Raw genomic sequence first — 12,019 nt, forward strand, 5'->3', positions numbered from 1 at the left:
TCGAGCATGTCCGAGACCCTGGTGGTCAGCGCGACGAGGCCCGCCACCGCCACCGCCACCAGAAGCGCACCGCTCACGCGCAGAGCGGTGTCGAGGTCGGCGACGATCCACTGCAACACCAGGATCGCGAGCAACATCGGCAGCACCGGACGCACCTGGTCCCAGGCGGCGCGCGGCCGGATGCGCCCGATCGCATAGAGCGCCGCGGCGAACCCCAGCGCGGGCAGCACGTGCCAGGCGTCCCGCACCGACAGCGACACCGCGAGGATCAGCGCGCAGACCAGGAGGATCTTCAGGCCCGCCGGCAGGCGGTGGAGCAGCGAGTGCCCGGGTTGGTAGGTGGCGAACACCTAGACCCCCGGCCCCGAAGCGGTATCCGATCCCGATCCCGATCCCGATCCGGTACCCGAGCCCGGACGCAGCGCGATCCGGCGGTACCCCGACAGCGCGGCCGTGGGGGCGTCGTCGATCACCACCCGGCCGCCGTCCACCACCAGCACGCGGTCGAAGTCGGCCACCAGGTCCAGGTCGTGGGTCACCACCACGAGCTGCTGGGGGAGTCCGGCGAAGGTCTCGGCCACCAGCGCGCGGTTGCGGAGGTCGAGCAGGGTGGTGGGTTCGTCGGCCACGATCACCGAGGGCTCGATCACCAGCACCGCCGCCAGGGCGAGTAGTTGCTTCTGACCGCCGGACAGGAGGTGGCAGGGGTGATCGGCGTGATCGGAGAGGTTGTAGGTGGCGAGTACCTGGTCGACCCGTCGTCGTCGATCCTCGCGGTTCAGGCCCGATCGGCGCAGGGAGAACTCGACGTCCTCCGCCACGGTGGGCATGACGATCTGGGTGTCGGGATCGGTGAAGCAGAAGCCGACCCGGCGGCGCACCTGCGCGCCCTTGCGGCGCGTGTCGAGGCCGTCGACGGTCACCGTGCCCGAGGTGGGGACGACCAGCCCGTTGATCATCCGCGCGAGCGTCGACTTGCCCCCGCCGTTGACGCCGACGATCCCGATTCGCCGCTCGGACAGCACGAGATCGATGTCGGCGAGGACGGTCCGGTCACCGTAGGCGTGGTTGACGCCGTCGAAGCGGATCTCGGTGCCTCGGTCGTCGGCCACGCGGGGGTCGGTCACGCGGGGGTCGGACGACGCCCACGCAGCGGGGCGATCAGACCGGGCCGCGCCTTGTGGACCTGCACGGCGACGACCGCCGTGATGACCGCCTTGACGAGGTCGCCGGGGAGGAAGACGCCGTTCGCCGCGATCGCGGCCGTCAACGTCAGCTCGGTGCGGATCAGCATGCCCACCACGCCGAAGGCGTAGATGACCACGATGCCGCCGAGGATGTTGATGAGCAGCCCGGGGATCAGCCGGTACCGCGGCATCAGCATCGCGGTGAGCAGGCCGATCACGACGACGGCCGGGAGCCAGCCGATGAGGAAACCCGCGGTGGGACTGGCCAGCGCGGTGAGGGTGGTGCGACCGCCGGCGAGGACGGGCAGCGCGAGACCGATCACGATCACCGCGAGGACCGACAGCAGTCCCTTGCGCCAGCCCAGAAGGGCGCCGGCGAGCATGACGCCGAGCGTCTGCAGCGTGATCGGCACCCCGGCGGAGCCGATGCTGATCTGACCGGGGAGACCGAGGACGACGATGAGGGCGGCGAACACCGCGATCTGGGCGAGATCTCGGGTTGCGCTCCGGGCCGGGGCCTGATCGATGGAGGTGCTCACGTGGACTTCCTTGTCACCTGGAAAGCTGATCGACGATGGACGGGGTTCATTGTTGCCCCTGTCACCCCGAACCGCCTCATCGGGGTGGGCGGCTCCGCGTGTCCGGTCGCGGGCCCGGCCGGACTGGCTTAGAGTGACCTGAATCACATCCAGCGGTTCGGGGGACCAGTGACGACTCGATCCCAACGCGTCTTCGGCGAGGTCATCGCCGCATTCCTCGTGGCCGTCCTGGCGTTCGTCCACCTGCCGGCCCACGTCAGCGCGCAACCCTATGCCGTCTACCTGGACGTCGCGGCCGACAACCCGCACGGTGAGTCGGCGGGAGGCTTCTCCACCTCCATGACCACCGATCGCGACGAGTTGGGGGCGGCGCTGGACGTGGTGCGGGCCGCGGGCGTGGCGCCGGAGCGATACGGGACCCTGGCCCGCCAGTACTGGCTGGTCGTCGGTGCCCAGAACGCGGGGATCGACCTCGACGAGTGGGAGCCGGCCCGGGGGCTGGAGGCGAACCTGGAGACGGTCGACAAGGTGTACGTGAACTACCTGCGGCTGTACAACTCCCACGACGGGTTCTGGTGGACCGGGATGGCCGGGATGGCCGGGATGTCGTTCGCCGCCGGGTTCTGGGACCTCGACGAGGTGGGGGGCGTGCTCAGCGTGCCCGGGGTGCACGAGGTGGGTACCGGGGTCGGTGACGCCCTCGGTGGAGTGCCGTGGGAGCTGGCGGCCGGGATGCCGCGCGACGTGAGATTACTGGCCACCGCCGGTCCGACGCTCACGCGACCGGACGTGGACTGGTACCTGCACCGGCTGCTGATCATGCAGCGCAACATCTTCATGGACATGGTCCCGATGCATGAGGCCTACCTGGCAGGGGGGTTGCCGGCGGTCAGGGAACTCGCGGCGGGCGGGGCGTATGACGAGTACGCGCTCGAGGCCTGGCGGGGACTCGACGAGGGCTCACCGGACGGCAGGTCGGAGGCGCTGCTGCGGATGGCGTCGCGGGAGCAGAACCAGATCATCGCCGACCAGTGGGACGCGACGGCGGCCGGCCGAGGGGACGTCGGTCGGGTGCTCACCTACATCACCACGGTGGGCGGCTCCCCCGATATCCCCGGGGCCTCCACCCTGGGTGGGTTCCGCCCGCTGTCGGTGCGCGCGGACGTCAACGGCCGACCGACGGTGCTGCACACCCCGCTGCCCGCGTTCAACTGGGCCGACAGGGAACCGCGCTGGGAGTACATCGAGCAGGATCTCGTGCCGGCGTTCCGGTCGCTCGTGCGCGACCGGCCGGCGGAGGCGCCGGGCTACCTGGACGTGGGCTTCCGGCCGCGGGCCGAGCAGAACCGGATCCTCGCGCGGCTGCCGGTGTTCGCCGGGCAGATGACGACGGGGTGGGCGATCGGGCCGGGGTGACGCACGACTCGTGGGACACGACCCCGTCGCCGTGCCACCTCGCCTTTCACCCGGGCGGATCGATCAGGGCGGATCGATCAGGGCGTCCACCGCGGTGAGTACCTCGTCCAGTGGCCGCCCGCCCTCGATGAGTTCGGAGGCCTTGAACGTCACGGCCATGACCAGCTCGGTGGTCAACTGTGGATCGGATCGGGAGGACTCGGCGAGCGATTCGCGCAGTGGGGTGGTCATCTCGGTGTGCATCCGGGTCAGCCGCTCGCGCGCCGGGCCGTCGGGGAGCTGCGCGGCCAGCGCGGTGAGGATCGCGTGGTCACCGGCGGCGACCAGATCCAGGGTGGTGTGCACGTAGGCCACGACCCCCCGGCGGCCGCCGCCTGCGTCACGCACTGCTCCCGTGACGGTGTCGATCCACCGTGGCATGAGGTCCTCCGCCACGGCGACGACCAACTCCGCGCGCGAGGAGAAGTAGGTGTAGAAGTTCGACCGTGTCATGCCCGCCCGGGCGGTCAGCTCGTTGATGTCGGGAGGGGTACCGGGGGCCTCGGAGAGCATCGACCGGGCCGCGTCGAGCAGGGCCCGACGCTTGGCGTCCCGGTGTTCGCCCACGGTGGGGGCGTCGATACGTGGAATGTCGGTCTCCCGTCACCTTCTCGGCGGAGGCCCGATCATACGTGTCCATCAGGTCACACGTGCGCGTGCAGCCGCCCGTCGACCATCTCCAGGACCCGGTCGCAGTGTTCGAGGATCTCGTGGTCGTGCGTGACCAGAACCGTCGCGACGCCGTTCTGATGGGTCTCCTCCGCGAGCAGGCGCACCACGTCGTGGCTGGTCCTGCGATCCAGCGCGGCGGTGGGTTCGTCCACCAGCAGCAGATCCGGCGAGGACATCAGGGCGCGGGCGATGCCCACCCGCTGACGCTCGCCGCCGGACATGGTGGCCGGGCGGCGGCGCGCGCGGTGGGTCAGACCGACGGCCTCGAGCAGGTGGTCGGGATCGCGACGCCGGGACCGGTCTCCGCCGAGTGTTCCCACGAGCCGGAGTTGGTCGCGCGCGGTGAGAGCGGGCACAAGGTTGCCGGACTGGAACACGAACCCGACGTGGTCGCGCCGGAACCGGGTGAGGTCCCGGCGACCGAGACCGGTGATGTCGCGGCCGCCCACCTCGACGGTGCCTGAGGTCGGGGACAGCAGTCCGCCGGCCACGGCCAGGAGGCTCGACTTGCCCGCTCCGGAGGGGCCGACCACGGCCAGGACCTCGCCACGGGCCACCTCGACGTCGACACCGGCCAGCGCGTAGACGGTCTGGTCGCCGTCCCGGAAGGTCAATTCGACACCGCTCAGGCGAAGGCCCGGGGTGGAGGCGTCGCCGGTGTGTGTGGTGGTGGTCATCGGTTCTCTCCCAGTGCGCTGTGCGGGTCGACGGCGGTGATGCGGATGGTGGCGAGGGTGGCGCCGACCAGTCCCAGAGTCAGGAGGAGGGCGGCTCCGAGTGCGATGGGTCCGGTCTCGAGGGCGAACGGCATGCCGGTGCCCACCAGGAACGACCCCACTCCCACGCCGATGGCCACACCGACCGCGATGGACCCCGCCAGCAGGATGAAGGCCTGCCCGATCGCGTCGCCCAGGAGTCGCACGGTCGAGGCGCCCATGGCGCGCAGGACAGCGATCTCGCGGGATCGCTGGACGGTGAGGATGGCGAAGAACGCACCGACGACCAGCGCTGAGATGGCGTACAGGAACCAGGTGATCATCGACATCGTCATCATCTCGGCCTGGTATCCGGGCGAGGAGTCGAACGACTCCTCCAGGGTGCGCGCCGAGGTGTCGGCCGCGGCATCGCCGGTGGCCAGGTCGGGCAACTCGCCGTCGACCCCGGCGAGGGCCACGACGCTGTACTCCTCACGGGCGCCGGCGCGCGACTCCTCGCCGAAGCGGGTGCCGGCGTGCACGTCCTGCCACGTGGCCAGGGTGGTGAAGGCCATGTCGACGTGGCCGAAGGTGTGCTGGGCGGCCGCGATGCCGACGACCTCGAGGGGGATCCCCAGTCGGTCGACCGTCACCGTGTCGCCCGGGCCGACGGAATCGGCGGCGGTGGCGCTGATGAGGATCTCCCCGTCGGACGCGGGCGCCCGGCCCTCGGCCACCTCGGGAACGAGCGGGCCCTCTGGGTCCGCGCCGATGAGGGTGAGGTCCACCGGGGTCCCGGAGGAGGTCCTGGCGTTGATGATCGACAGACCCATCGGTGTGGCCACCGACACGTCGGGTCGTGCGGCCCAGGCCTCGACCTGGTCGGGCCCGACCACGGATCGGGTGAACGCCGAGTCGGTGCGGGTCTCGGGAGCGAACGCGACGGCCTGGACGGGCATGCGCTGCAGGCCGGAGACGCCGTCGTTGACCAGTCCCGAGGACAGCCCGGCGAGGAGAACCATGAGGACGCTGATCAGGGCCACGACGGAGCCCATCAGGGTGAATCGGGATCGCGCGAAGGTCAGTTCGCGTAGGGCGAGAAACATGGAGGCCTTCCGGCATCGACATCGGGAACGGGGAAGATGCTAACACCATGTCAGTATCATGCTGACACGGTGTCGCGAAGGTCTCACCGCGGTGCGGTGTCGGCAGGACCCGGCGATTCGACCCGATCCGCAGGCGCGGGCGGGTACTCCTGGAACATGCCCCGCGTCATTCCCGACACTCCCGTCTACGGCCACCCCTCCGAGGAGAAGGTCGTCGAGCTCCTGCGCGATCAACTCTCCGACGACAGCCTGATCGTGGTGGGGCAGCGCGTCTCCACCGCGGAGAAGGAGCACGAGGTGGACGTCCTCGTGGCCATGCCCGGGGCGGGGATCGTGGCGATGGAGATCAAGGCGGGATCGATCACGATCGAGGACGGCCGGTGGCGACAGGGGACCGGCGGCAAGCAGCACACGATCGATCCCGTCACCCAGTGTCGAGATGCCCTCTACGCCCTGCGTGGTCATGTCGACGCGGACCCACGATGGCCGCGGCAGCACCAGCGTTGGACCCACATGCTGGTCTTCCCCCACGCTTCGATCCCGGGGGATTTCGCACGTCCCGACATACAGCGCGAACGAATCGTCGATCGTGATCAACTCGACCAGCTCGCCACCCTCGCCTACCGTCTCGCGCGGAACTCCGGGCCGAGGGATCGACCCTTCCTCGCCGCGGACACCGTCACCCGCCTCGCGGACGTCCTCGGCGGCCGGGGACTGCCGCAGCGGGATGTGGTGGCCCGCGCCGCGGAGAACGCCGACATCGCCGACGCGCTCACCCGCGAGCAATCGGTGCTCCTCCGGGCGGTCGACGCGCTGCCGCGCGTGGAGATCCGTGGTGGCGCGGGCAGCGGCAAGACCTACCTCGCACTCGAGCAGGCGCGGCGTCTGTCGAGGGCCGGGCAGCGCGTCGCGTTGATCTGCTACTCGCACGGCCTCGCGGGATACCTCAGACGCGTCACGAGCGGATGGACGAGACGCGAACGGCCTGCGTACGTGGGGGAGTTCCACGCGCTGGGCGTCGAGTGGGGAGCTCCTGCCGGGCCCGACGAGCGGGTGCGGTCCGAGGAGACGGTCCGGTGGTGGGAGGAGGAGCTCCCGCGCCTCATGGCGGAGCTCGCCGACGAACTACCCGACGGCAAGAGGTTCGACGCCGTGATCGTGGACGAGGCCCAGGACTTCGCCGACAGCTGGTGGCGTCCGGTGATCGGTGCACTGCGCGATCGTGAGCTCGGCCGTCTCATGATCGTCGGCGACGCCGGGCAGAGCGTGTTCCAGCGGACCGGTCGGCCGCCCGTCGACCTGGTGCCGCTGGTGCTCGATCACAATCTGCGTAACACGCGTCAGATCGCCAGTGCCTTCCTGCCCCTGGTGGGACAACGGATGGAGCTGCGCGGCGGCTCGGGGCCCGCGGTCCGTTACGTCGAGGTGCCGGAGGGCACCGACCCCGTGGCGGCCGGCGACGACGAGGCCATGCGACTGCTCGACGAGGGCTGGGAATCGCGGGACGTCGCGTTGTTGACCACCGGATCGCGGCACCCGATGCAGGTCGAGTTGCAGGATGGCGGGAATGACACCTACTGGGAGACGTTCTGGAGTGGCGAGGACATCTTCTACGGCCACGTGCTCGGGTTCAAGGGCCTGGAGCGCCGCGCCGTGGTGCTGGTGTGCAACCACCACGACGGCATGGACCGGGTCCGCGAGAGGGTGTACGTGGGGCTGTCCCGGGCGACGGATGTACTGGTGGTGGTGGGTGATCCCGGTGCGCCGTGCGGCGGCAGGTGAGCGCGTGGACGCGGCCGGGGTGCGCGAGCCGGATGAGAACCACCGCCCGGCCTGGTGGGGGGCCGGGCGGTGGTCAGGTGGACACGAGAACCGCGGTCAGCTCCCGAGGTCGGCGGAACCCTCGACGATCTCTGCCTGCTCGGCCTTCCGGGCGCCGTGGGAGACGGAGATCTTGCGCGGCTGGGCCTCCTCGGCCACGGGGATCACCAGGCGCAGCACGCCGTCGCTGTAGTCGGCCTCGATCTTGTCGGTCGCCAGGCCCTTGCCCAGGGCGAGCTGCCGGGCGAAGGTGCCCGACTGACGCTCATGCATGAGCCACTGGGCATCACCCTCCGCGGGCGCGCGGCGTTCGGCACGGACGGTGAGCGTGCGGTCCTCCACGTCGATGTCGATGCTGGAGGGATCGACGCCCGGCAGGTCGATGAGGCCCACGAAGCGATCGCCCTCCTTGTACAGGTCCATCGGCAGCGAGGTGGAGGCGGTCGCGCTGCGCAGCCCCTCGCCCAGGAGGCGATCGAGCTCACGGAACGGATCGAAACGGGTGGTGGTGGCCATGATGGTCTCCTTCAGGACTGGTCGGGATGCGCCCGGCGTCTCCGGGATCGCACACGGTTCAACTCACCGCCGTAGTTGAGTATTCCCGACTCAGGTCTCGGAGTTGTCTCAGTCGGATACAGGCGGGACCCGATGATTCAGACGTGGCGCGCGCGTCGTGACGCCGGGTTCTCCGACGCTGTCCGGGGGCGGCTCCTGATCCCGGCGATCCACTGCCAATAGCACCACCGAGATTCGAATCGTCGACGTCGGCGGCCTCAGTGCGCAGACTTACCGCACGGCCGCAGCACCGGCGAGGCGAGGACCTCGATCGCCCGGTGAGCCGGTGCGCCTTAGTCCCCGACCAACTCGTGAGGAGTCCTGATCAGCCATGCCCGAAATCAGTCCTGAGCAACAGTTCGAGACCGCCGCCGCACCACTGCAGTTCGCCTACTGGGTGCCCAACGTGAGCGGAGGGCTGGTCGTGTCGACGATCGAGCAGCGTACCGACTGGAGTTACGACTACAACCGGCGTCTGGCGGTCGCCGCGGAGAACAACGGGTTCGACTACGCGCTCACCCAGGTCCGGTACATCGCGTCCTACGGAGCCGCGTACCAGCAGGAGTCGACGAGTTTCTCGTTGGCGCTGCTTCTCGCGACCGAGCGGTTGAAGGTCATCGCCGCTGTCCACCCGGGATTGTGGCAACCGGGTGTCCTGGCGAAGTGGCTCGCCACCGCGGACCATCTCTCGAACGGCCGCGCCGCGGTCAACGTGGTGTCCGGCTGGTTCAAGGACGAGTTCACCAAGCTGGGTGAGCCGTGGCTGGAACACGACGAGCGATACCGCCGAGCCGAGGAGTTCATCAGATACCTCCGCACCATCTGGACCGACGACCACGCGGAGTTCACCGGCGACTTCTACCGCCTGCACGACTTCGACCTCAGACCGAAGCCGCTCGACATTCCGGGCCGGCCCCATCCCGAGATCTTCCAGGGTGGGAACTCCACGGCCGCCCGGGTCATGGCCGGCCGGGTCTCCGACTGGTACTTCAGCAACGGCAAGGACTTCGACGGACTCACCGAGCAGGTGGTCGAGGTGACCACCGAGGCCGCCCTGCACGGTCGCACCGTCAAGTTCGGGCTCAACGGCTTTCTCATCGGTCGCGACTCCGAGGTCGAGGCCCGCGATGTCCTCCGCGAGATCGTCGCCAAGGCCGACCGCGAGGCGGTCGAGGGGTTCGGATCCGCCGTCAGACAGGCCGGGAGTGCGACCGGCGACGGCAAGGGGATGTGGCAGGACTCTGAGTTCTCGGACCTCGTGCAGTACAACGACGGCTTCCGGACCGGACTCATCGGCACCCCCGAGCAGATCGCCGAGCGGATCGTCGCCTACAAGACGCGGGGTGTGAACCTCTTCCTCCTCGGTTTCCTGCACTGCATCGACGACGTGGAGTACTTCGGTGCCACCATCCTTCCGCTCGTCCGCGAACTCGAGGCAGACCTGCTCGCCAGCGGGCGGCTCGAGTCCGAACTCGCCCGTAACGGCGTCCTCGTCCCCGCCACCTGACACGACTCAGCCCGAGCCCACCCGTTCCCCGATCACAGAAGGACGACACCGATGACATCCACCATCAACTCAGGGCAGCGCACCTCGGGCGACCAGACCGCATTCGACGACGCTCTCCGGCGGGCCGATCTGGTCGCCGCGGAACTGGGCGTGACCGCAGCTGAACGTGACCGCGCGAACGCCGCGCCCACCGCCGAGATCGACCTGCTCCGCCGGCACGACCTGCTGCAGGTGGGCGAGCCCGTCGAGTTCGGCGGCTCGGGACTGGATTTCGCACAGTCTCAGCACATCACCCGCCGTATCGCGCGCGGCGACACCTCCATTGCCCACCTCATCGGGTATCACTACGCCCAACAGCGGATCCCGCACCTGTTCGGTACGCCCGAGCAGGCCGAGGCACTCTCACGACGCAACGCGGAGGAGAAGCTGTTCTGGGGCGGCGTCCAGAACCCGCGGGGAGCCGACGGCCTGGAGCTCACCCGTGACGGCGACGCCTTCCGGCTGAACGGGCGCCGGACATTCGCATCGGGCGCGAGCGTGGCCGACCAACTCTCGGTCACCGCGTCGTTCCAGGGCGACCTGGTGTTCCTCACCCTGCCCACCGATCGCCCCGGGTTCGAGCCCGACGGCGACTGGGACGCCATCGGCCAACGGCTGACCGACTCCGGAGGAGTCGAATTCCGCAATACCCGGGTGGAACGCCACGAGATCCTGGGCGATCCGGACTCCCCGCCCGGGTTCTCGCCGTATCAGACGCTGGTGACACCGCACTGGCAGCTGGCGTTCGTCAACTTCTACATCGGCACCGCCGAGGGTGCGTTCACCGAGGCGCTCGACTGGACGAGACTCAACGCGAGCCCGTGGGAGACCTCCGGACTCGACTCGGCGACCGAGGACCCGTACATCCTTGAACTGATCGGTGAACAACGGGCACGGATCACCGGCGCGGCTCTGTTGGCCGACCGGGCCGGTGCCGCCTTGCAGCAGGCTCTGGACTTCGGCCCGGGCCTCAGTGCGGAGCAACGCGCCGAGACCGCGATCGCGATCGCGGAAGCCAAGTTCGTCACCACCAAGGTCTCGCTCGAGGTGGCCTCGCGCCTGTTCGAGATCCAGGGAGCACGGGCCACGTCCAGTACCTACGGCTTCGACCGGCACTGGCGGAACCTGCGCACCCACACGGTGCACGACCCGGTGGCCTACAAGGCGCGAGAGATCGGGGACTGGACGTTGAACCACACCGCTCCGGCCTTCACCCTGTACAGCTGATGGCGCTCGGCGTCAGCGAAAGAGAAGCCATCACGAGCGAGTCCGCCATCGCCACGGCGCGCGCGCTCGCCCCCGCCGTCGCCGCGGGTGCGAGCGTGCGTGATGCCGAGAAGGCGCTGCCCGTCGAGCAGGTGGAGGCGCTGTCAGCCGCAGGCCTGTTCGCACTGACGGTACCCACGGAGTACGGGGGTCCGGGTCTGCCCGTCTCCACCGTCGCGGCGGTCACCGCCACGATCGCCGCCGCCGACGGGAGCCTCGCGCAGATCCCGCAGAGCCATTTCACGTTCCTCGACGCCGCTTGGCGCGGGGGTTCGGACGTCCTGCGGCGATCATTGTCCGAGCGTGTGCTTCATGGTGCCCTGGTCGCCAACGCCCAGACCGAACTCGGGGGAAGGACGACGCGGGACGATTCCACCGCACTACGCCGCAGCACGGGACGGCTGGTGCTCTCGGGCACCAAGTTCTACTGCACCGGTGCGACCTTCGCGGACATCCTGGCGGTGCGGGCGCTCGGGCCGGACGGCGGCAGCGTCATCGCCTATGTTCCGGCGGGCGCGGAAGGGGTGACCATCGGCACCGACTGGGACGCCTTCGGTCAACGCACCACCAGTAGCGGAACGGTCGACCTGGACGACGTGGCGGTGGATCCGGATCTGGTGCTGGACTACACCGGGCTCCTGGCCCGGCCGAGCACGTACGGGACCAGCGCGCAACTGCTGCACGCGGCGATCGACACCGGGCTCGCGCGGGGTGCGGTCGACACGATCGCCGGCCTCGCCGAGAAGGCCAGACCGTGGTTCGAGGCCGCCGTCGACCGGGCGGCCGACGATCCGCTCCTCATCGCCCAGGCCGGTGACCTCGAGCTGGCCGTGCGGTCGGCGGAGGCACTACTCGTGGTGGCGGGGGAGCGGATCCACCACGCCGAGACCACACCCGGTGCCCGGGCCGTCGCTGAGGCGTCCCTGGCCACGGCCGCCGCGAAGGTGGCCGCGGGTCGAGCTGCGCGTCGGGCGGGTTCGGAGCTGTTCGACTTCGGAGGCACGCGCACCGCCGCCGGATCGGCCAACCTGTCCCGGTACTGGCGCGACGCCCGAACCCACACCCTTCATGACCCGGAGAGGTGGAAGCTCCACCACCTGGGCCGGTGGGCCCTGGACAGGGTTCGGCCGCCCAGCCACGGCACCTTCTGACCGGGGCTCGGGTGCGGACGTGGCAA

The 12,019-nt window shown here is 69.8% G+C and carries 11 protein-coding genes and 1 pseudogene; 5 read left to right on the top strand and 7 right to left on the bottom strand.

Translation table 11 applies throughout. The annotated features are described in order from the left end of the window. The 3 genes and pseudogenes from G6020_RS16985 to G6020_RS07190 form a co-directional block, all read right to left on the bottom strand. Positions 1 to 350, bottom strand: a pseudogene (locus G6020_RS16985) (energy-coupling factor transporter transmembrane protein EcfT); the annotation flags it as partial. Next, positions 351 to 1,127 carry an ABC transporter ATP-binding protein gene (locus G6020_RS07185; protein WP_347238332.1) on the bottom strand — a complete coding sequence of 259 codons (777 nt, stop codon included), beginning with the start codon at positions 1,125 to 1,127 and terminating at the stop codon, positions 351 to 353. Further along, a complete protein-coding gene (locus G6020_RS07190) occupies positions 1,124 to 1,726 on the bottom strand; it encodes a biotin transporter BioY (protein ID WP_179525117.1) in 603 nt (200 codons plus the stop codon). The genes G6020_RS07185 and G6020_RS07190 overlap by 4 nt, the downstream gene beginning before the upstream one ends. A gap of 168 nt (positions 1,727 to 1,894) precedes the next feature. Between G6020_RS07190 and G6020_RS07195 the strand changes: the two genes are divergently transcribed. Continuing rightward, positions 1,895 to 3,142: a hypothetical protein gene (locus G6020_RS07195; protein WP_179525118.1), complete on the top strand. Its 1,248-nt coding sequence runs from the start codon at positions 1,895 to 1,897 to the stop codon at positions 3,140 to 3,142. Between the two features lie 63 nt (positions 3,143 to 3,205). Here G6020_RS07195 and G6020_RS07200 read toward each other — a convergent pair whose 3' ends face one another. The 3 genes from G6020_RS07200 to G6020_RS07210 form a co-directional block, all read right to left on the bottom strand. Next, entirely contained in the window at positions 3,206 to 3,748 is a 543-nt protein-coding gene (locus G6020_RS07200; protein WP_182610150.1) for a TetR/AcrR family transcriptional regulator, read from the bottom strand. Between the two features lie 77 nt (positions 3,749 to 3,825). Beyond that, positions 3,826 to 4,530 (bottom strand): ABC transporter ATP-binding protein, encoded by a 705-nt coding sequence (locus tag G6020_RS07205; protein ID WP_179525120.1) that lies wholly within the window; start codon positions 4,528 to 4,530, stop codon positions 3,826 to 3,828. Continuing rightward, positions 4,527 to 5,654, bottom strand: coding sequence for an ABC transporter permease (locus tag G6020_RS07210; protein ID WP_179525121.1), 1,128 nt, complete (start codon positions 5,652 to 5,654; stop codon positions 4,527 to 4,529). The genes G6020_RS07205 and G6020_RS07210 overlap by 4 nt, the downstream gene beginning before the upstream one ends. A gap of 156 nt (positions 5,655 to 5,810) precedes the next feature. On the opposite strand from G6020_RS07210, the gene G6020_RS07215 reads away from it, so the two are divergent. Further along, positions 5,811 to 7,436 (top strand): ATP-binding domain-containing protein, encoded by a 1,626-nt coding sequence (locus G6020_RS07215; RefSeq protein WP_182610151.1) that lies wholly within the window; start codon positions 5,811 to 5,813, stop codon positions 7,434 to 7,436. 96 nt (positions 7,437 to 7,532) lie between these two features. On the opposite strand, the gene G6020_RS07220 is transcribed toward G6020_RS07215, so the two are convergent. Further along, positions 7,533 to 7,991 (bottom strand): Hsp20/alpha crystallin family protein, encoded by a 459-nt coding sequence (locus tag G6020_RS07220; protein WP_107756271.1) that lies wholly within the window; start codon positions 7,989 to 7,991, stop codon positions 7,533 to 7,535. Between the two features lie 370 nt (positions 7,992 to 8,361). Between G6020_RS07220 and sfnG the strand changes: the two genes are divergently transcribed. Genes sfnG through G6020_RS07235 form a run of 3 tightly spaced genes read left to right on the top strand, consistent with a single transcriptional unit; the run spans position 8,362 to position 11,993 of the window. Then, positions 8,362 to 9,537 (top strand): dimethylsulfone monooxygenase SfnG, encoded by a 1,176-nt coding sequence (gene sfnG / locus G6020_RS07225; protein WP_182610152.1) that lies wholly within the window; start codon positions 8,362 to 8,364, stop codon positions 9,535 to 9,537. Between the two features lie 51 nt (positions 9,538 to 9,588). Continuing rightward, a complete protein-coding gene (locus G6020_RS07230) occupies positions 9,589 to 10,803 on the top strand; it encodes an acyl-CoA dehydrogenase family protein (RefSeq protein ID WP_182610153.1) in 1,215 nt (404 codons plus the stop codon). Then, the gene (locus G6020_RS07235) at positions 10,803 to 11,993 is read left to right on the top strand and encodes an acyl-CoA dehydrogenase family protein (RefSeq protein ID WP_182610154.1); all 1,191 of its coding nucleotides are present in this window, start codon (positions 10,803 to 10,805) and stop codon (positions 11,991 to 11,993) included. Before G6020_RS07230 ends, G6020_RS07235 begins: the two co-directional genes overlap by 1 nt. Positions 11,994 to 12,019: the final 26 nt, after the last annotated feature.

It is taken from the genome of Dietzia sp. B19 (assembly GCF_014145155.1).
Lineage (GTDB): Bacteria > Actinomycetota > Actinomycetes > Mycobacteriales > Mycobacteriaceae > Dietzia > Dietzia natronolimnaea.